This is a genomic window from Streptomyces sp. NPDC040410, assembly GCF_055595715.1.
In genome coordinates this window covers 368,956-387,055 of the sequence record NZ_JBVIVK010000002.1, presented here as the reverse complement: position 1 = coordinate 387,055, position 18,100 = coordinate 368,956, and the positions used below count along the sequence as shown (strand labels likewise).

General features: G+C 69.8%; 19 protein-coding genes and 1 pseudogene. 9 read left to right on the top strand and 11 right to left on the bottom strand.

From position 1 onward, the window contains the following. Positions 1-23: 23 nt before the first annotated feature. Positions 24-1,001, bottom strand: a complete 978-nt coding sequence (locus ACZ562_RS05800; RefSeq protein ID WP_471174382.1) for a D-alanyl-D-alanine carboxypeptidase family protein — start codon at positions 999-1,001, stop codon at positions 24-26. A gap of 133 nt (positions 1,002-1,134) precedes the next feature. Further along, positions 1,135-2,037: a D-alanyl-D-alanine carboxypeptidase family protein gene (locus ACZ562_RS05795; protein ID WP_471174381.1), complete on the bottom strand. Its 903-nt coding sequence runs from the start codon at positions 2,035-2,037 to the stop codon at positions 1,135-1,137. Between the two features lie 220 nt (positions 2,038-2,257). Here ACZ562_RS05795 and ACZ562_RS05790 point away from each other — a divergent pair, with 220 nt between their 5' ends. After that, the gene (locus ACZ562_RS05790) at positions 2,258-2,920 is read left to right on the top strand and encodes a GntR family transcriptional regulator (RefSeq protein WP_471174380.1); all 663 of its coding nucleotides are present in this window, start codon (positions 2,258-2,260) and stop codon (positions 2,918-2,920) included. Next, a complete protein-coding gene (locus tag ACZ562_RS05785) occupies positions 2,917-4,221 on the top strand; it encodes an MFS transporter (protein WP_471174379.1) in 1,305 nt (434 codons plus the stop codon). Before ACZ562_RS05790 ends, ACZ562_RS05785 begins: the two co-directional genes overlap by 4 nt. Before the next feature lie 42 nt (positions 4,222-4,263). On the opposite strand, the gene ACZ562_RS05780 is transcribed toward ACZ562_RS05785, so the two are convergent. Further along, a complete protein-coding gene (locus ACZ562_RS05780) occupies positions 4,264-5,088 on the bottom strand; it encodes a maleylpyruvate isomerase family mycothiol-dependent enzyme (RefSeq protein WP_471174378.1) in 825 nt (274 codons plus the stop codon). A 181-nt stretch (positions 5,089-5,269) separates the two neighbouring features. On the opposite strand from ACZ562_RS05780, the gene ACZ562_RS05775 reads away from it, so the two are divergent. Then, positions 5,270-6,043 carry a carbon-nitrogen family hydrolase gene (locus ACZ562_RS05775; RefSeq protein WP_471174377.1) on the top strand — a complete coding sequence of 258 codons (774 nt, stop codon included), beginning with the start codon at positions 5,270-5,272 and terminating at the stop codon, positions 6,041-6,043. Positions 6,044-6,127: 84 nt separating this feature from the next. Here ACZ562_RS05775 and ACZ562_RS05770 read toward each other — a convergent pair whose 3' ends face one another. Beyond that, positions 6,128-6,625, bottom strand: coding sequence for an LURP-one-related/scramblase family protein (locus tag ACZ562_RS05770; RefSeq protein WP_471174376.1), 498 nt, complete (start codon positions 6,623-6,625; stop codon positions 6,128-6,130). After that, positions 6,622-7,611, bottom strand: a complete 990-nt coding sequence (locus ACZ562_RS05765) for a GlxA family transcriptional regulator (RefSeq protein WP_471174375.1) — start codon at positions 7,609-7,611, stop codon at positions 6,622-6,624. The genes ACZ562_RS05770 and ACZ562_RS05765 overlap by 4 nt, the downstream gene beginning before the upstream one ends. A 52-nt stretch (positions 7,612-7,663) precedes the next feature. On the opposite strand from ACZ562_RS05765, the gene ACZ562_RS05760 reads away from it, so the two are divergent. Both ACZ562_RS05760 and ACZ562_RS05755 read left to right on the top strand, forming a co-directional pair. Then, positions 7,664-8,056: a cupin domain-containing protein gene (locus tag ACZ562_RS05760; protein ID WP_471174374.1), complete on the top strand. Its 393-nt coding sequence runs from the start codon at positions 7,664-7,666 to the stop codon at positions 8,054-8,056. Positions 8,057-8,078: 22 nt separating this feature from the next. Then, complete coding sequence (locus ACZ562_RS05755; protein WP_471174373.1) at positions 8,079-8,231, top strand: hypothetical protein; 153 nt, start codon at positions 8,079-8,081, stop codon at positions 8,229-8,231. A gap of 12 nt (positions 8,232-8,243) precedes the next feature. Here ACZ562_RS05755 and ACZ562_RS05750 read toward each other — a convergent pair whose 3' ends face one another. The 4 genes and pseudogenes from ACZ562_RS05750 to ACZ562_RS05735 all read right to left on the bottom strand — a co-directional run. Next, on the bottom strand, positions 8,244-8,495 hold the full coding sequence (locus tag ACZ562_RS05750; RefSeq protein WP_471174372.1) for a DUF6458 family protein: 252 nt from the start codon (positions 8,493-8,495) through the stop codon (positions 8,244-8,246). Positions 8,496-8,582: 87 nt separating this feature from the next. Continuing rightward, entirely contained in the window at positions 8,583-9,881 is a 1,299-nt protein-coding gene (locus ACZ562_RS05745) for a M18 family aminopeptidase (RefSeq protein ID WP_471174371.1), read from the bottom strand. Between the two features lie 112 nt (positions 9,882-9,993). Next, positions 9,994-11,835 carry an acyl-CoA dehydrogenase gene (locus ACZ562_RS05740; RefSeq protein WP_471174370.1) on the bottom strand — a complete coding sequence of 614 codons (1,842 nt, stop codon included), beginning with the start codon at positions 11,833-11,835 and terminating at the stop codon, positions 9,994-9,996. Between the two features lie 288 nt (positions 11,836-12,123). Then, a pseudogene (locus ACZ562_RS05735) lies at positions 12,124-12,309 on the bottom strand (intradiol ring-cleavage dioxygenase); the annotation flags it as partial. Positions 12,310-12,490: 181 nt separating this feature from the next. On the opposite strand from ACZ562_RS05735, the gene ACZ562_RS05730 reads away from it, so the two are divergent. Then, positions 12,491-12,964 (top strand): SseB family protein, encoded by a 474-nt coding sequence (locus tag ACZ562_RS05730; RefSeq protein WP_471174369.1) that lies wholly within the window; start codon positions 12,491-12,493, stop codon positions 12,962-12,964. A gap of 37 nt (positions 12,965-13,001) precedes the next feature. Here the strand turns inward: ACZ562_RS05730 and ACZ562_RS05725 are convergent, their stop codons facing one another. After that, entirely contained in the window at positions 13,002-13,199 is a 198-nt protein-coding gene (locus ACZ562_RS05725) for a hypothetical protein (protein WP_471174368.1), read from the bottom strand. A gap of 9 nt (positions 13,200-13,208) precedes the next feature. Here ACZ562_RS05725 and ACZ562_RS05720 point away from each other — a divergent pair, with 9 nt between their 5' ends. The 3 genes from ACZ562_RS05720 to ACZ562_RS05710 all read left to right on the top strand — a co-directional run bounded on the left by ACZ562_RS05720 (position 13,209) and on the right by ACZ562_RS05710 (position 15,887). Then, positions 13,209-13,454, top strand: a complete 246-nt coding sequence (locus ACZ562_RS05720; protein ID WP_471174367.1) for a hypothetical protein — start codon at positions 13,209-13,211, stop codon at positions 13,452-13,454. A 151-nt stretch (positions 13,455-13,605) separates the two neighbouring features. Continuing rightward, positions 13,606-14,577 (top strand): pirin family protein, encoded by a 972-nt coding sequence (locus ACZ562_RS05715; protein WP_471174366.1) that lies wholly within the window; start codon positions 13,606-13,608, stop codon positions 14,575-14,577. Positions 14,578-14,837: 260 nt separating this feature from the next. Continuing rightward, the gene (locus tag ACZ562_RS05710) at positions 14,838-15,887 is read left to right on the top strand and encodes an AI-2E family transporter (RefSeq protein ID WP_471174365.1); all 1,050 of its coding nucleotides are present in this window, start codon (positions 14,838-14,840) and stop codon (positions 15,885-15,887) included. On the opposite strand, the gene ACZ562_RS05705 is transcribed toward ACZ562_RS05710, so the two are convergent. Next, positions 15,854-17,983 (bottom strand): SpoIIE family protein phosphatase, encoded by a 2,130-nt coding sequence (locus ACZ562_RS05705; RefSeq protein WP_471174364.1) that lies wholly within the window; start codon positions 17,981-17,983, stop codon positions 15,854-15,856. The two genes, ACZ562_RS05710 and ACZ562_RS05705, sit on opposite strands and share 34 nt — an antisense overlap. Positions 17,984-18,100: the final 117 nt, after the last annotated feature.

The window sequence follows — 18,100 nt, the reverse complement described above, 5'->3', positions numbered from 1 at the left end:
TGTGTACGGGGTTTCGGGCCGGGTCAGTCCTGCTGTGCGCCCGCCGGCAGGGTGCGCAGCCGCATGGTGCTCGCCGAGCTGGTGCCGAAGGCGTAGTCCATCAGCTTGGCGGCGTCGTCGTAGCGGTACTGGTCGTTGAGGAGCACGCCGACGACCGTCTTGTCGCCCCGTGTCGCGGCGAAGACGAGGCAGGGACCGGCCGGAGTGTTGGTGCCGGTCTTCACGCCGATCGCGCCGCTGTAGGAGCCCAGCAGCTTGTTGGTGTTGTACCAGGTGTAGGTGCGGGTGGCGCCGGTGCTCGTCGTCGCGTACTGCACGGTCTTCGTCTTCTTCACGATGCCGCGGAACGTCGACCACTTCATCGCGCTGCGCGCGAGCTTGGCGAGGTCGCGCGGTGTCGTGTAGTTCGTGTTCTGCGTCGAGATGCCGTCGAACGAGTCGAAGTGCGTGTTCGTCAGGTTGAGGACGCCGGCCTTGGAGTTCATCTTGCTGATGAACGACTTGGTGCGTGCCGAGATGGTGGTACCGGTGCCGAACGAGTCCGCGAGGGCCATCGCGGCGTCGCAGCCGGACGGCAGCATCATCGCGTGCAGCAGCTGACGGACGGTGACCTTGTCACCGGTCTTCAGGTCCGCGGTGCTCGCGCCCTTGGCGGCGACGTAGTCCCGGTAGGCCTGCTTGATGGTGATCTTCCGGTCGAGGTCCAGGTCCGGGGTGCTCAGCACGACACGGGCCGCCATGATCTTGGTGGTGCTCGCCATGGGCAGCTTGGTGTCGGCGTACTTGCTGTAGAGGGTGGAGCCTGTCGCGTTGTCGAGCATGAACGCGCCCTTGGCGCTGACCGAGGGGGCGGTCGCGGCCTGAGCTGGCGCCGAAAGGGCTCCGCCCGCCAGCAGCGCGCCGGTGGTGGCGACGACGGCTGCGGCTCGGCGGAAACGTACGCCCTTGATGCCGGTTATCACTATGAACGCTCCGTATGTGCGAAATGCCGTGAAAGACATCTGCGATGTGGAGGGGGGAGGCTCTCAGGAGACTCACGAGGAGCGTCAATGGATGTACGGCGGACGGAAGTATTTTCGTGCGACGAGAGGGCGGCCACTGTCGAGTGGCCGCCCCTGCCGGTGAACGCGGAGGTCAGCCGATCGTCGCGAAGCCGTAGTTGAGGAGCCTCGTGGCGTCCGTCGCGCGCTGGGACGGGGAGGTGGAGGCGAGGACCGTGCCGATGACCGTCTTGCCGTCACGGGTCGCGGCGAAGACCAGGCAGTACTTCGCCTCGGGGCCGGAGCCCGTCTTCACGCCGATCGCGCCGCTGTAGCTGCTGAGCAGCGTGTTGGTGTTCTCCCATGTGCCCATGGTGCGGATGCTGCCGGTCTTGGTGATGGTCTTCGCCGTGTACTTCTTCGTCTTCACGATGGCGCGGAAGGTGGAGCTCTTCATCGCGCTGCCGGCGAGCTTCGTCAAGTCCTTCGCCGTCGAGTAGTTGGCGCCGTGGCCGATGCCGTCGAACGAGTCGAAGTGAGTGTTCGTCAGGCCGAGCTGCTGGGCCTTGGCGTTCATCTTGCCGATGAACGACTTCACGCGCGCGGCGCGCGTCGAGCCCGAGCCGAACTTGTCGGCCAGCGCGTAGGCGGCGTCGCAGCCGGACGGCAGCATCAGCCCGTACAGCAGCTGGCGGACGGTGACCTTGTCGCCGACGATCAGGTGGGCCTGCGAGGCGTTGTTCGCCACCACGTAGTCGCTGTACGCCTTCTGGATCGTGACCTTGGCGTCCAGATTGAGGTTCGACTGCGCGAGCACGACCTTCGCGGTCATGATCTTGGTGGTGGATCCGGTGGAGAGCTTGGTGTTCGAGCCCTTCCCGTACAGCTTTGCGCCGTTCGCGTTGTTCATCACATAGCCGGTCTTGGCGGCGATCGTGGGCGCGGTGACGGCCTGCGCGGGTGCCGCGGTGAGGGCTCCGGTGGCGAGCATCGCGCCGGTCGTGACGGCGACGGCCGCGGCTCTCCGGAAACGGATGCCCTGGGTGCCGGTTATCAACTGAGATACCCCGATTACGTCGAATGCCCCTGATGTGCGGCCGAGTTGGGAGGGGGGAAGCAGAGGGGCCGCACGCATGTGACACGTGTGTAGCACGTTCGGCTGTACGTCAACTGGGGTGGGGCTGTGTTCTTTTCCGGGGCATTGCCCGCGAGCAGGCCGCGGTCCGCATCCTGGAACGGGCGCCCTCATGCGTACCTCTTGTATCTAAGATGTGTTCATGCCCTCAGCCCCGCCCGCGTCCCTGAAGCAGCCCCCCGCCGCCGACCGCGTCTACACCCACGTCAAGCGGGGCGTCCTGGACCGCCGTTACGAGGGCGGGACCCTCCTCACGGAGGGCGAGCTCGCGGAGGCCGTCGGCGTCTCACGCACCCCGGTGCGGGAGGCGTTGCTGCGGCTGGAGGTGGAAGGGCTGATCAGGCTCTACCCGAAGAAGGGCGCGCTGGTCCTGCCCGTGTCCGCGCAGGAGATCGCGGATGTGGTGGAGACACGGCTGCTGGTCGAGGAACACGCCGCCCGCAAGGCCGTCCCCGCGCCCGCCGGTCTCCTTGAGCGGCTGGAGGAACTGCTCGCGCGGCAGAAGGAGCAGGCCGCCGCCGGGGACCTGGCCGCGGCCGCCGTCACCGACCGCTGCTTCCATGCCGAGATCGTCCGCAGCGGCGGGAACGAGATCCTGTCGCGGCTGTACGACCAGCTCCGCGACCGTCAGCTGCGTATGGGCGTCGCCGTCATGCACTCCCACCCCGACCGGATCGCCAAGACCCTCACCGAGCACGAGGAGATCCTCCAGGCGCTGCGCTCCGGGGACGCGGAGGCGGCCGTCGCGGTCGTACACCGCCACGTCAGCTGGTTCTCCCACCTGGCCAGGGGGGAGGTCCGATGAGCGGCTCCCCGTCCGCCTCCCTGCCCGGAGACCCACCCGGCGGACGGCACGCCGTCGCCGTGTGGGGCATCGGCGTCTCGGTCTACTTCGTCGCCGTCATCTTCCGTACGTCGCTGGGGGTCGCCGGCCTCGACGCGGCCGACCGATTCCACGTGGGCGCGTCCGCGCTGTCGACGTTCTCGATCCTGCAGCTGCTCGTGTACGCGGGCATGCAGATACCCGTCGGCCTGCTGGTGGACCGGCTCGGTACCAAGAAGGTGCTGGGCATCGGCGTCGTCCTCTTCACGGCGGGGCAGCTCGGCTTCGCCCTCTCCCCCTCCTACGGCATGGCCCTCGCGTCGCGCGCGCTGCTGGGCTGCGGCGACGCGATGACGTTCATCAGCGTGCTGCGGCTCGGCACGCGCTGGTTCCCCGCCCGCCGCGGACCGCTGGTCGCGCAGCTCGCGGGGCTTGCCGGCATGGCGGGGAACCTGGTCTCCACGCTGGTGCTGGCCCGGCTGCTGCACGGGATCGGCTGGACGGCGGCGTTCGCGGGCAGCGCGCTCGCGGGGGTCGTGGTGTTCGTCCTGCTCCTGCTGTTCCTGAAGGACCACCCCGACGGGCACGAGCCGGAGCCCTTCCCCCATCAGGGCGCAGCGTACGTACGCCGGCAGATCGCCGCCTCCTGGCGGGAGCCCGGGACGCGGCTCGGCCTGTGGGTGCACTTCACCACCCAGTTCCCGGCGATGGTGTTCCTGCTGCTGTGGGGCCTGCCGTTCCTGGTCGAGGCGCAGGGCCTGTCCCGCGCCGCGGCCGGCGAACTGCTGACGCTCGTCGTGCTGTCGAACATGGTGGTCGGGCTGGTCTACGGCCAGATCATCGCCCGGCACCACGCGGCACGGCTGCCGCTCGCCCTCGCGACCGTGGGGGCGACGGCGGTGACGTGGGCGGTGACGCTCGGGTATCCCGGGGAGCGGGTCCCCATGTGGCTGCTGGTCGTGCTGTGCACGGTGCTCGGCGCGTGCGGGCCGGCTTCGATGATCGGGTTCGACTTCGCGCGGCCCGCCAATCCGCCCGAGCGGCAGGGGACCGCGTCCGGGATCACGAACATGGGTGGCTTTGTGGCCTCCATGACCACCCTGTTCGCGATCGGGGTGCTGCTCGACGCCACCGGCGACAACTACACCGTCGCCTTCTCAGCGATGTTCGTTCTGCAGGTGCTCGGCGTGAGCCAGGTTCTGCGGTTGCGCAAGGAGGCGGCTCGGCGGGAGCGGGAACGGTTGGTGGCCAGCCGGGTGGAGACGGTGCACGTACCCGCGTAGCCGGCGGGACGACTGCCCGCAGGCCGCGCCGCCCGCCAGGGCCTACTGGGTCACCGTGAAGTTCCGCAGGATCGCCTCCGCCAGGTCCCCGTCCCCCTCCGCCTTCACCCGGTCCGCCACCGTCTCCGGGGTCACGCGGCCGCAGGCGAGGCGGACGTACGTCTCCCAGTCGAGGGTGAGCATGGCGGCGGGGCCGAGCGCGGGGGCCGTTTCCAGGGTGCCGCGGCCCTGGATGTCCACGCGGATCGTGCGCAGGAACTCGACGGGGCCGTGGACGTCGAAGACGACCGCCGAGCTGCGGGGCGCGCCCGCGTCCTGCGCCACCACACGCGGGAGTTCGGCGAGCAGCACGTCACGGGCGATGTGCGCGCCGGGGGAGTCGAGGTTGCCGGGGCGGCCGAGGGCTGCGCGCAGATCCTGCTCGTGCACCCAGACGTTGAACGCGTGGCTGCGCATGGACGCTTCGAGGGTGAGCTCAGTGCCGAGCGGGCCCCGGACCTTCGTGCCCGGCTCGCGCGACTCGTTGCGCAGCTGGCGGTTGCGGCGGATGACCGTGTACTCCAGCTCGGCGGTCATCTCCGGCGCCGTGTGGTGACGGCGGACGTCGACCTGCATCTCCGTGTAGCGCTGCTGGTCGTTGGTGACGTGGTACAGGTCGCGCGGCAGTGTGTGGATGGGGCGCGGGTCGCCGAGCATCTCGCAGTCGAGGCCGATGACATGGGAGACGATGTCCCGCACCGACCAGCCGGGGCACGGGGTGCGCCGGTTCCACTCGCCCTCCACAAGGGGCTGCACCAACTCGGCTATCGCTTCGATGGAGTGGGTCCAGGCGTCGGCGTAGGGCTGGAGGGTGGGATGCAGACTCACGGAACGGGACCCCTCGGCGGTCGGTACACGGGCGGGTTGTGGCGGCGTTGCCAGTGGGAGGTGGCTGCTGTCGGCGGGTGTCTGGAACGCTAAGTTACGCTGCTGTGAGGCACCCCGGCAGTGCTTTCGTGTGACGATCGTAGGCCCGTGTGGACGGCTCGAATGCCAGGACGGTGGTAGTGTGCGCGCCTCATTGATCCAGATCGCCGTGGACGAGGACGAATCGGTCGCATCGCGGCGGCGGCGGGTGGCCTCGCTGGTCCGGGATCAGGCCGGGGCCGACCTCGTCGTACTGCCGGAGCTGTGGACCACCGGTGCCTTCGCCTACGAGGAGTTCGCGCGGGAGGCGGAGCCGCTCGAAGGGCCGACGTACGAGGTGATGGCGAAGGCGGCGAGCGACGCGGGCGTGTGGCTGCACGCGGGCTCGATTCCCGAGCGAGACCCTGAGGGCCCGCTCTACAACACGTCTCTCGTCTTCTCCCCGTCCGGCGACCTGGCCGCCGCCTACCGCAAGATTCACCGCTTCGGCTTCGACAAGGGCGAGGCCGTCATGATGAGCGCGGGGCGTGAACTGGTGACGGTGCGTCTGCCCGGGACGACCCTCGGCGTGGCCACCTGCTACGACCTCCGTTTCCCCGAACTCTTCCGGGGCCTCGTCGACGCCGGCGCCGAGACCTTCGTCGTCCCGGCGGGCTGGCCGGAGCGCCGCCGGTCGCACTGGACGCTGCTGGCGCAGGCGCGGGCGGTGGAGAACCAGGCCTTCGTGCTCGCGTGCGGAACGGCCGGGACACACGCGCGAGTTCCGCAGGCGGGTCACTCGATCGTGGTGGATCCCTGGGGCGAGGTGCTGGCCGAGGCCGGGGCCGAGGAGCAGGTGCTCACGGTGGACTTCGACCCCGGAAGAGTCGCGACCACACGGGAGCTCTTCCCGGCCCTGAAGGACAGGGTGCTCTAGGACCGGCTGCTCGGGACCGGCTGCTCTGGAACCAACTGCTGTCCGGGACCGGCTGCTCCAGGACAGGCCCCGGCCGGGTCCGCGTCAGTCGTCCCCTCGCTCCTTCTCCGCCAGATGGATCACGCACACCGCCACCGCGATCAGCAGCGTCGGGTCCGCGTCCTCCCGTACGACGTCGACGCCGTACGTCTCCCGGACGTGCAGCCATCGTCGCGAGACCACCGCGAGCAGCTCGCCGTCGTACTCGACGGCGAACTCCCGGTCGAGGATCTTGCCGCTGACGTCCAGCTCCGTGCTGCCGTCCGCCAGGGCCACCCGGTAGTGGTTGCGCAGCAGCGACAGCCGCTTGCGCCGGATCGTCGCGAGCGGCTCGCCGTCCCGCTCGATCACCATCGTGTCCCGCAGGGCGAACATCTTCTGGCGGATGTCGATGAGGACGCGCCCGCGGGTGTCCTTCAGCTCGAAGGTGTCCCGCAGCCGCAGCGCCTTGCCGTCGACGAGGAACACCTTGTTGCCGCGGTCGTCCTCGATCCAGTAGTCGTCACCGATGCCGAGGATCCGGTCGCGCACGAGGAATCTCATACGGTCACCGCTTCCCCGCCGACGGTTCCGAAACGCCGCCGATAGGCCGACGGGCTGAGCCCGGTCTCACGCCGCAGCCGCGCCCGCAGGTTGGCCGCCGTACCCAGCCCGCTCCTGGCCGCCACCACGTCGAGCCGCTCCTCCCCGCGCTCGATCAGCCGGCAGGCCAGCGCGACCCGCTCGCCGGTCAGCCACGCGAGGGGCGTCGTACCGAGCTGCGCCCGGAAGCGGCGGTGCAGCGTCGCCGGACTGACCGCCGCCCGCGCCGCCAGGTCCGCCACCGTCACTGGCTCCCCCAGCCGCTCCTGCGCCCAGGCCAGCAACGGCCCCAGCGACTCGTCCGGCACCTTGGGCAGTGGCCGTTCCACGAACTGCCGCTGCCCGCCGTCCCGGTGCGCGGCGAACACCAGCCGCCTGGAGACGGCGTTGGCGATCTCGGCGCCGTGGTCCCGTCGTACGACATGAAGCCCCAGGTCGAGCGCCGACGCACTGCCCGAGGCGGTGAGGATGTCGCCGTCGTCGACGAAGAGAACATCCGGCTCCAGCAGCACGCGCGGGAAACGCGCCTGGAAGGACTGTGCCCACATCCAGTGGCAGGCGGCCCGCCGCCCGTCCAGCAGCCCGGCCTCCGCGATGGTGAAGGCGCCCGAGCAGAAACCGACGAGCCGGGCGCCACGCGCGTGTGCCCGGCGTACGACGTCCAGCACCTCCTCGGAGCGAGGGGCGTCGGTGTCGGGCCGATTCGGCACGATCAGCGTGTCCGCCTCCTCGGCGGCCTCCAGTCCGGCGACGCCGGTGAGCGTGAAGAACGCGTCCCGCATACGGGTGTCCGGCCCGGCCGCGCACAGCCTGAAGTCGTACAGCTCACGGCCCAGCTCGGGCCGGCGCAGCCCGAAGACCTCGATGGCGCAGCTCATCTCGAAGGGGTTGGAGTTCTCGTCGACGACGAGGACGATCTTGTGCGGCTGAGAGAATCCTTGCGGCATACGCGATTTCTAGCACTCGTCCGGCGGCACCGCCACACCCGAGGATGAGCCCATGACCAGCGAACCCATCTTTCTGGAAACGGCCCTCGCCTCCTTCACGGACCGGTGGAGCCCCCGCATCGTCACCGCCGTCAACGACTACGACGTCCGCATCGCCAAGGTCGAGGGCGAGCATGTGTGGCACGTCCACGACCACACCGACGAGTTCTTCCTGGTCCTGGAGGGCGAACTCCACATCGCCCTGCGCGAACCGGAAGGCGAGCGCACCGTGACTCTCCCGAAGGGCTCACTCTTCACGGTTCCCCGGGGCACGGAACACAAGCCGTACGCCCCCACCGCCACCGCTCTCCTCCTCTTCGAACCCACGGGCACCCTCACGGTCGGCGACCGCCACGACGACGTTCCGGATCACCTGGACGCGACCACGGGGCACACGCTGGGCTGAGTGTCTGTGCCGGGTGGCACGCTTGATCCATGACCGCCTCCCCGCCCGCCGTGTCCGGGGTCCGTGCCCCGAGCTGATCGGCACGGGCGGCCGGCCGAACTGCGGCCTGCCCGTCCGCCTCACCGTGGAGGGGACGGACCGCCTGCCCCTGGTCCCGGTCGGCCCGGACGCCTGACCGGACCCGGGATCACACCCCGTATCCGTCGCTGTAACCGTCGCGCGTGTGGTGGTGCCGCTCCTCCTCGACGACCGTCGTCGTGGGCGGCACCATGACCCGCCTGCGCCGGGCGATGCTGCTGAACGTCGAGACGCCGATCAGTCCGACGATCATCAGGATGATGCCGACCAGGTCGAGGTTGACCCCCTTCATGTCCCAGTCGGTCGCGAACGTGAGGATGGCTCCCGCGGCGATGAGGATGATGCATCCGCCGAGGCCCATGGCTGTTGCCTCCTGTCCGGTCCGGTCGTTCCGGTCCGTGACGGCGGGTACCCCGGGTGTCAACCCCCATGCCGCGGCACGCCGTTCTCACCCCTCCAGGAACGCCACCAGCGCGTTCGCCAGCAGGTGCGGGTCGTCGGCGCCGCACAACTCGCGCGCGCTGTGCATCGACAGGATCGCCACACCGATGTCGACGGTCTTGATGCCGTGCCGGGCCGCGGTGATCGGGCCGATCGTGGTGCCGCACGGCATGGAGTTGTTGGAGACGAAGGACTGGAAGGGCACGCCGGCCTTCTCGCAGGCGGCGGCGAACACCGCGCGGCCCGAACCGTCCGTCGCGTAGCGGTTGTTGACGTTCACCTTGAGGATGGGGCCGCCGTTGACGCGCGGGTGGTGCGTCGGGTCGTGCCGCTCCGCGTAGTTGGGGTGGACGGCGTGACCGGTGTCGGAGGAGAGGCACACGGTGCCGGCGAAGGCTCTGGCCCGGTCCTCGTACGATCCTCCGCGCGCGAACACCGAACGCTCCAGCACGGTGCCCAGCAGCGGCCCGTCCGCGCCGGTGTCCGACTGCGAGCCGTTCTCCTCGTGGTCGAAGGCGGCGAGGACGGGGATGTACGACAGCCCGGAGTCCGCCGCCGCGACGGCGGTCAGCGCGGCCACGGCGCCGTGCACGGACAGCAGGTTGTCCATGCGCGGACCGGCGACCAGCTCCTCGTCGCGGCCCAGGTAGGCGGGCGGCTCGACGGAGTGGACCATCAGGTCCCAGCCGGCGGCCTCGCCCGTCGCGAGCCCGCTCTCCTCCTCCAGGAAGGCGATCAGGTCGCCGTCGCGCACGTCGTTGCCCAGGCCCCAGACGGGCTGCAGATGCCGCTGCTTGTCCAGCTTGAGCCCCTCCGCCGTCACCGAACGGTCCAGGTGAATGGCGAGCTGGGGCACGCGCAGCAGCGGCCGGTCCACGTTCACCAGCCGCGTCGAACCGTCCCGCAGGGTCAGCCGGCCCGCCAGGCCCAGGTCGCGGTCGAGCCACGAGTTGAGCAGCGGTCCGCCGTAGATCTCCACGGCGACCTGGCGCCAGCCGTGCGCCCCGGTGTCCGGCAGCGGCTTGACCCGCAGGTTCGGCGAGTCGGTGTGCGCGCCGACGATCCGGAACGGCGTGTGCGGTGCGGCGCCCTCGGGGACGTACCAGGCGACGATCGCCCCGCCGCGCAGCACGTACTTTCCGCCGGTCGACCCGTCCCACGCCTCGGTCTCCGCGACCTGCCTGAAGCCGGCCTTCTCCAGCCGCTCGGCGGCGTTCGCCACGGCGTGGTAAGGCGACGGGCTCGCCGCCAGGAACGACATGAGGTCGTCGGTGTGTCCGCGGTCGAAGCGGGAGGGTTCGCTCATGGGGTTCACCTTAACGACGGACGAAGGCCCGCTCCTGGTGATGGAAGCGGGCCCTCGTGAGACCGGTGTGGGGTTTGCGGTGGCTGTGACCGGGTTGACTGACCGCGTTTGCCTAGAAGGCGGCCTCGTCCAGCTCCATGAGGTCCAGGTCGACGCCCTCGGCAACCTTGCGGGCCAGGGTGACGCTTGGCAGGACGTTGGCCGCGAAGAACTTCGCCGCGGCGATCTTGCCGGTGTAGAAGGCCACGTCTTTGGCTGACACAGCCTTGGCGGAGGCGGTCTCGAGCTTCTCGGCGGCGATCGCGGCGCCCTTGAGGAGCAGATAGCCGACGACCACGTCGCCGGAGGCGAGCAGCAGGCGGGTGGTGTTGAGGCCGACCTTGTAGATGTTCTTGACGTCCTGCTCGGTGGCGGCGAGGTCGGTGAGCATCAGGCCGACGATGGCCTCCAGCTCGACGGCCGCCTTGGCCAGGTGCTCGCGGGCACCCGCCAGGTCCTCGCCGCCGGTGCCCAGGGCCAGGAACTTCTTGATGTCCTCGGCGAGGGTGTTGAGGGCCGCGCCCTGGTTGCGGACGATCTTCCGGAAGAAGAAGTCCTGGCCCTGGATAGCCGTGGTGCCCTCGTACAGGGTGTCGATCTTGGCGTCGCGGATGTACTGCTCGATCGGGTACTCCTGCAGGAAGCCGGAGCCGCCGAAGGTCTGCAGCGACTGGGCGAGCTGCTCGTAGCCCTTCTCGGAGCCGTAGCCCTTGACGATCGGGAGGAGCAGGTCGTTGAGGGCGTGCTCGGCCGAGACGTCCTCGCCGTTCGCCTCCTTGACCGCGATCGCGTCCTGCACCGACGCCGTGTACAGCACCAGGGCGCGCATGCCCTCCGCGTACGCCTTCTGCGTCATCAGCGAGCGGCGCACGTCCGGGTGGTGGGTGACGGTGACCTTGGGCGCGGTCTTGTCCATGAAGTTCGCGAGGTCGGGGCCCTGGACGCGCTCCTTGGCGTACTCGAGCGCGTTGAGGTAACCCGTGGACAGCGTCGAGATCGCCTTCGTGCCGACCATCATCCGCGCGAACTCGATGATCCGGAACATCTGGCGGATGCCGTCGTGCTTGTCGCCGATCAGCCAGCCCTTGGCGGGGTGGCGGTCGCCGAAGGTCATCTCGCAGGTGTTGGAGGCCTTGAGGCCCATCTTGTGCTCGACGTTCGTCGCGTACACGCCGTTTCGCTCGCCCAGCTCGCCGGTCTCGAAGTCGAACAGGTACTTCGGGACGAGGAAGAGGGACAGGCCCTTGGTGCCCGGGCCGGCGCCCTCGGGGCGTGCGAGGACGTAGTGGAGGATGTTCTCCTCCATGTCGTGCTCACCGGACGTGATGAAGCGCTTGACGCCCTCGATGTGCCAGGAGCCGTCCTCCTGCCGGACCGCCTTGGTGCGGCCGGCGCCCACGTCGGAGCCGGCGTCGGGCTCGGTGAGCACCATGGTCGAACCCCAGGTCCGCTCCACGGCGATCTGCGCGATCTTCTTCTGGACGTCGTTGCCCTCGTCGTAGAGGATTCCGGCGAACGCGGGACCGGAGGAGTACATCCACACGGCCGGGTTCGAGCCGAGGATCAGCTCCGCGTACGACCAGATCAGGGACGGGGGAGCCGTCGTGCCGCCGATCCCCTCGGGCAGGCCGAGCCGCCAGTACTCGGAGTCCATGAAGGCCTTGTAGCTCTTCTTGAAGGACGCCGGGACCGGAGCGGTGTTCGTCTCCGGGTCGAAGACCGGCGGGTTGCGGTCGGCGTCGGTGAAGGACTCGGCCAGCTCGTTCTCCGCGAGGCGGGTCAGCTCCTCGAGGATGCTCTTCGCGGTGTCCGTGTCCATCTCGGCGAACGGGCCGGTGCCGTACAGCTTGTCGCGCCCGAGTACTTCGAAGAGGTTGAATTCGATGTCGCGGAGATTCGACTTGTAGTGCCCCATGGCGACGGCTCCCGGCTCCGTAGAGAGATCGGCGAGGCACTGGATCCTCGCGCTAGTTCACGTACCAACAAGTAGCTACGATGATGCTACCCGTCGGTAATAAGAAGCAACCCCAATCGGGTATCTGTGACGTGTGACGCCCCCGAGGTCGCTCTTCGTGCTCAGACCAGCACCGTGAGTGTCGCCCTGTAGCCCTTCTCGACGCTGCCCTTCACCGTCGCCAGCTGCCGCTCGTAGCCGTCGCTGAAGACGTTGTCCGTCTCAAGTGAGAGCTGACCGAGGTTCCGCAGAGGAGGCCGCCGAGGGGCCGCCGCCGGCGGAGGACGACGCGTCATCGGCGGAGCAGCCGACCAGCGGCACCAGGCTCGCACCGGCGAGCAGCCGGATCATCCGGCGGCGGGCGAGGACGGGGAGGTCGTAGGAGAGACCTCGGTCGTGCTCGTGGATCTCGTCGTCGTGGTGGTGTCCGCTCATGACCCTGCTCCTTGCCGCCGATTGCCCGTGCTCTGCCGTTCCGTGGCGTGTTCTCCGGTGCCGCGGACGCTACGGGCGCGCGCTGTGTGTAACCAGGGTCGTCCCTGTGAACCCCCCCCGTGGAACGCGTGCGCCCCGGTACCGCCTCACTCGCCCGGGTCCTCTCGGTACCCTTGCGTCCATGTACGGCTACGACCAGAACGTGGGCGCTCAGCAGCAGTACTCCGCGCCGCAGCAGCCCATGGCCGGCGGCGTCGGAGGGTACGGCCAGCAGCCGCCGCTCTACCCCGAGCCGTCACCGCCCTCGCTCGCGGACGCGGTGCGGGCCTTCACCACCGGGCAGATGTCCGCCGAGGACTTCCAGCAGGTCTTCGCGACCTCGAAGGTCTACTGCCCGCGCGGCGACAACCCGGGCTTCCTCGCCCTGCACAACACCCAGCAGCCGGTGATCCCCATGTTCACCTCGCTCAAGGAGCTGCGCCGGTACGCGGGCAAGGAGTCCAAGTACTTCGTGATCACCGGCGCCGAGGTGATCGACCTGCTTCCGACCGGCTACGGCTTCGTCCTCGACATGGAGGGCGAGCACCGCATGGTCTTCGACGCGAAGGCCGTGGAGCAGATGGTCGAGTTCGCGATGCGCCGGATGTACGGCTGAGCGGTCACGGCGGGAGCCGCGAGGCCGGGCCGCGCGGTCACGGCGGCAGCCGCGGCGCCGGGCCGTCGAGGATGATCTCCAGGCCATACGAGGACCTCTCGTCCCGCAGGGCCGCGGGGTCCGTGGTCGCCGTGGCGGCTTCGGCGTAGCTGTCGGCGAGATGGCCGTGGCTGGCCTGCGGCGGCCTGCCGGGCGGAGGGCAGACGGCGGGCGATGAAGTCCGCCCCGCTCTCACCGGAGCGCGATGGCGGTGAGCCAGGCCGCCTCCGTGGTGTTCATCCCGATGACGTACGACAGCACCGCGTCGATCGCGCCGCTCGGGGTGCGGAGCGTTGGCCCCCTCGATGTCGACGGCCTTCACGGTCCTCGCGTTCGGTGTCCTGGCGGCAGCCGCCAGGCCGTGCTCGTGATGCGGGAGCGCACGGCGGAGGCGCGGGAAGGGGCGGATGTGGACGCGTACGCCGAGAAGCGGGCGGAACTCGCCGTCTGATCCCCTCGGGTCCTCTTGGATGAAGGCCGGTGCCCTGTGGAGTGCGCCGGCCTTCCGTCGTTCCCGGAGGGAATTCCCTCCGGGGTTTCCTCGTTGGGGGTAGCAGAAAGTTCAATGCTCAACTAAACTCGGAGTACAAGGAGGTACCGACATGCCTGCAGTGACCGTCGAGAACCCGCTGACGCTGCCGCGCGTAGCCGCGTCCACCGACGCCGTGGCCCGTCCCGTGCTCGCCGTCACGACCGCGCCGAGCGGTTTCGAAGGTGAGGGCTTCCCGGTGCGCCGAGCGTTCGCCGGGATCAACTACCACCACCTGGACCCGTTCATCATGATGGACCAGATGGGTGAGGTGGAGTACGCGCCCGGCGAGCCCAAGGGCACCCCTTGGCACCCGCACCGCGGCTTCGAGACCGTCACCTACATCATCGACGGGATCTTCGACCACCAGGACTCCAACGGCGGTGGCGGCACCATCACCAACGGCGACACCCAGTGGATGACAGCGGGCGCGGGCCTGCTGCACATCGAGGCCCCACCGGAGCACCTGGTCATGTCCGGCGGTCTCTTCCACGGGCTCCAGCTGTGGGTGAACCTGCCGGCGAGGGACAAGATGATGCCTCCGCGCTACCAGGACATCCGCGGTGGCCAGGTCCAGCTGCTCACCTCCCCCGACGGCGGCGCGCTGCTGCGCGTCATCGCCGGCGAGCTGGACGGCCACCAGGGTCCCGGTATCACGCACACGCCGATCACGATGGTCCACGCGACGCTGGCGCCGGGTGCCGAGATCACGCTGCCGTGGCGCGAGGACTTCAACGGTCTGGCGTATGTGCTGGCCGGGCGCGGTTTCGTCGGTGTTGAGAGGCGTCCCGTCCACATGGGCCAGACCGCCGTCTTCGGTGCCGGTTCCTCGCTGACCGTCCGTGCGGACGAGAAGCACGACGCGCACACGCCGGACCTGGAGGTCGTCCTCCTTGGCGGACAGCCGATCCGTGAACCCATGGCCCACTACGGCCCGTTCGTCATGAACACGCGTGAGGAACTCCAGCAGGCGGTCGAGGACTTTCAGAAGGGCCTGCTGGGGACGATCCCGGCGGTGCACGGGATGTCCGAGGGTGGTCTGTAAGGCCGCGGGGATTCGGTAGGTTGGGCGGAGGCCAGAAGCCGCAAATTCGCTTTGCGGCTTCTGGCCTTTGAGCTGTGCCGCCGACCGGTCCGGCGGCGTGCTGTTCTGCTCATACATGAGCACCACCGCCACCCCTGGAAGCCGGCAGTCAGGCATGCAACTGACGTCCGAAGCAAGCATGTTCACCCGATAGTGCACACAAGCATCGATTCTGCCGATGTCGGCAGGTCGGCGGGGCAGGGCTGTGGTCGCCTGGAAACGTGCAACTGCTCCCCGAACCCGTCCGGCGGCTGGCCGCCTGGTGTGCGGTCGCGCTTCTCGTCTCCGGGGTCGTCTACGTCGGGATCCGGCTGTGCGTGGAGTTCAGGACGGCCGTCACCCCGGTGCTGCTCGCCCTGCTCGGGACCGCGCTGCTGCGGCCCTTCTACCTGCGGCTGGTCAAGGCTCGGGTCAACCGGTCCGTGGCCGCCGGGCTCACCTGCGTCGCCGTCGTGGCAGTCGTCGGTGGGGCCGTGTACATCGTCGTCGCCGCGCTGATCGACACCGGGGACGAGATCGTCGCCTCGCTCAGGGACGCGGCGCGGGGAATCGCCGACCACTTCGGGGCGGCGGGGACGTCGCTGGACGACCTGGCGTCCAATGCGAGGGAGTTGCTGAGCAGGTTCGGGGGGACCGCCGCCTCCAATGTCATCAGCGGGGTCAGCGTGGTCGGCGAGTCCATCGCCATGGCCGTTCTCGCTCTGTTGCTCGTCTTCTTCTTCCTGCGCGACTCGCACCGGGCGGCCGGCACCCTGCGGTCCGTCGCGCCGCGCGGGACGGCGGACACCGTCGAGGCGATGGCCCGGCGGGCCTTTCATGCCGTTGAGGGGTTCATGCGCGGGACCACGCTCATCGCGCTCATCGACGCGACGTGCATCACGGTCGGGCTGCTCGTGCTCGATGTCCCGGGGGCCGTCGGGCTGGGCGCGCTCGTCTTCGTGGGGGCCTACATCCCCTATCTCGGCGCGTTCATCTCGGGCGCCGTGGCCGTGCTGGTCGCGCTCGCCGACCGCGGGTTCGTCATCGCGCTGTGGGCGTTCGGGGTGGTGCTCGCGGTGCAGGTGCTGGAGGGGCATGTGCTCCAGCCGATGATCCAGAGCCGCACGGTGCAGATGCACCCGGCGGTGGTCATGCTCACCATCACCGCGGGCGCGTCCGTGGCCGGGATCGTCGGAATGCTGCTGGCGGTACCCCTGACGGCGGCGGCCTTCGGGGTCGCCCACGAACTGCGCGACCGCTATGTCACGTCGGCCTTGCCGTCCGACTCGTAGAACTCGAACCAGATGCTCTTGCCCTCGCCCCGTGGGTCCACGCCCCACCCGTCGGCGAGCATCTCCACCAGGACCAGGCCGCGTCCCGAGGAGGCCAGTTCGCCCGGGCGGCGTTTGTGGGGAAGGTCGTCGCTGGTGTCGGTGACCTCGACGCGCATCCGGCGGTCGCCCGGCTCGCCGCTGACCTCGGCCAGTAAAAGTGCGTCCGCGTCGGTGTGCACGAGGACGTTGGTGAGCGTCTCGGACACCAGCAGGACCGCAGAGTCCACCTGGTCGGGGGAAGACCAGTCGTGCAGCAGCTCCCGCAGCTGGTGCCGGGCCACGGCGACCCGCTCGGGCTCGGCCTGCGCGACCGTCAGCATCGTGCGCCGGACCGTGGGCCGGACCACGAGCGTGTCGCCGCCCCCGAAGCCCCCGCCCTGCCGGCACAGCAGCAGTACCGCTATGTCGTCCTCGCGCCGGTCGACGAGCGGGCCGGTGGTGTGGTGCGAGGAGGGTCCGTGCACGCCCTGCACCAGGGCGTCGGCGAGTCCCTCCAGGTCGCCGTCGTGCTCCTCGAGGATCGTGCGGATGCGCTTCCAGCCGGTGTCCAGGTCGTGGCCGCCGGTCTCGATCAGGCCGTCCGTGCAGATCAGCATGGTCTCGCCGGATTCGAGGACGATCCGGGTGGTGGGGTAGTCGGCGTCCGGGTCGATGCCCAGCGGCAGCCCGCCCGCCGTCGGCCGTGTCAGCACGGTGCCGTCCGTCATGCGGATCGCCGGGTCCGGATGGCCGGCGCGGGCGATGTCCAGCATCCCGGTCGTGGGGTCGACCTCGATGTAGAGGCAGGTCGCGAAGCGCAGGTCGGTGCTGTCCGGATCGTCGTACGTCATGCCGTGCAGGAAGCGGGACGCGCGGGAGAGGACCGCGTCGGGGCGGTGGCCCTCGGCGGCGTACGCCCTGAGCGCGATCCGCAGTTGGCCCATCAGGCCGGCCGCCCGGACGTCGTGGCCCTGGACGTCGCCGATGACCAGGGCGAAGCGGCTGCCCGGCAGCGGGATCATGTCGTACCAGTCGCCGCCGACCTGGAGGCCGCCGCCGGTGGGGACGTAGCGCGCGGCGACGCTCATGCCCGGTATCTGCGGGCCCAGTGTGGGGAGCATGGAGCGCTGGAGGCCGTCCGTGAGCTCCCGCTCGGACTCGGCGACCCCGGCCCGGGACAGGGCCTGCGCGAGCATGCGTGCCACGGTCGTCAGGACCGAGCGCTCGTCGGGCGTGAACGCGACCGGGTAGGAGAAGCCCGCCATCCAGGCGCCCATCGTGCGGCCGGCCACGGTCAGTGGCAGGAACGCCCAGGACTGGCGGCCGAAGCGCTGGGCGAGCGGCCAGGTGGCCGGGTAGCGCTGTTTGTACTGCTCGGGGGAGGAGAGGTAGACGGCCCGGCCACTGCGGACCACCTCGGCGGCCGGGTAGTCCGTCTGCACGGCCATGTGCGAGAAGGGGTCCTCGTCGCCCGGCTGGTGCCCGTGATGGCCGATGATCGTCAGCCGCTCGCCCTCCACCCCGAAGACCGCGAGGCCGTCCGGTGAGAAGCCCGGCATCGACAGTCCGGCCGCCACCCGCAGCACCTCCTCCGTGGACCGTGCCTCGGCCAGCGCCCGGCCCGCGTCCAGCAGGAACGCCTCCCGGGAGCGCCGCCAGTCGCCGGTGACCGCGGTGCGCCCGGCGGGGGTGCCCGGCACCGGCTCGGTGACCTCCTGGAGGGTGCCGACCACCCGGAACCTCTGCTCCTGAGCGTCGTAGGAGGGCTTGGAGCGGCTGCGTACGGTACGGATCACCCGGCCCCGCTCGTCCATGATCCGGACCCGCACCTCGGCGAGGGTGCCTTCGGCGATGGCGAGCTGGACGACCCCGGTGATCTCGTTCCAGTCGACGGGGTGGAGGCGGGCGCGGGTCTGGGCCTCCGTGAGGCTGGTCTGCTCCGCGGGCAGCCCGAGCAGCCGTGCCGCCTCGTCGTCCAATGTGACCATCCCGACGGCCGTGTCCCAGTACCAGACGCCGGTCGCGAGGGCGGTGAGGACGTCCCCCACGGCGGGCAGGGGCTCACCAGTGCGCATTGGCCCACTTTATGAAGAGGTGATCGAGGACTGCCACCGGTTGCGCAAGACGGGCGGGGTGAGGCGATCTTGAGATGGCCCCCGGAAATGGTGGGGAGGCGATCTTTGGGCGGCCGG

What these genes read in the sequence shown, in the direction of transcription:
- ACZ562_RS05705 (WP_471174364.1), bottom strand. Translation starts at nt 17,983, where the DNA reads ATGCGCACTGGTGAGCCCCTGCCCGCCGTGGGGGACGTCCTCACCGCC.
- ACZ562_RS05730 (WP_471174369.1), top strand. Translation starts at nt 12,491, where the DNA reads ATGTACGGCTACGACCAGAACGTGGGCGCTCAGCAGCAGTACTCCGCG.
- ACZ562_RS05740 (WP_471174370.1), bottom strand. Translation starts at nt 11,835, where the DNA reads ATGGGGCACTACAAGTCGAATCTCCGCGACATCGAATTCAACCTCTTC.
- ACZ562_RS05750 (WP_471174372.1), bottom strand. Translation starts at nt 8,495, where the DNA reads ATGGGCCTCGGCGGATGCATCATCCTCATCGCCGCGGGAGCCATCCTC.
- ACZ562_RS05785 (WP_471174379.1), top strand. Translation starts at nt 2,917, where the DNA reads ATGAGCGGCTCCCCGTCCGCCTCCCTGCCCGGAGACCCACCCGGCGGA.
- ACZ562_RS05760 (WP_471174374.1), top strand. Translation starts at nt 7,664, where the DNA reads ATGACCAGCGAACCCATCTTTCTGGAAACGGCCCTCGCCTCCTTCACG.
- ACZ562_RS05745 (WP_471174371.1), bottom strand. Translation starts at nt 9,881, where the DNA reads ATGAGCGAACCCTCCCGCTTCGACCGCGGACACACCGACGACCTCATG.
- ACZ562_RS05715 (WP_471174366.1), top strand. Translation starts at nt 13,606, where the DNA reads ATGCCTGCAGTGACCGTCGAGAACCCGCTGACGCTGCCGCGCGTAGCC.
- ACZ562_RS05720 (WP_471174367.1), top strand. Translation starts at nt 13,209, where the DNA reads ATGGCGGTGAGCCAGGCCGCCTCCGTGGTGTTCATCCCGATGACGTAC.
- ACZ562_RS05800 (WP_471174382.1), bottom strand. Translation starts at nt 1,001, where the DNA reads ATGTCTTTCACGGCATTTCGCACATACGGAGCGTTCATAGTGATAACC.
- ACZ562_RS05790 (WP_471174380.1), top strand. Translation starts at nt 2,258, where the DNA reads ATGCCCTCAGCCCCGCCCGCGTCCCTGAAGCAGCCCCCCGCCGCCGAC.
- ACZ562_RS05770 (WP_471174376.1), bottom strand. Translation starts at nt 6,625, where the DNA reads ATGAGATTCCTCGTGCGCGACCGGATCCTCGGCATCGGTGACGACTAC.
- ACZ562_RS05765 (WP_471174375.1), bottom strand. Translation starts at nt 7,611, where the DNA reads ATGCCGCAAGGATTCTCTCAGCCGCACAAGATCGTCCTCGTCGTCGAC.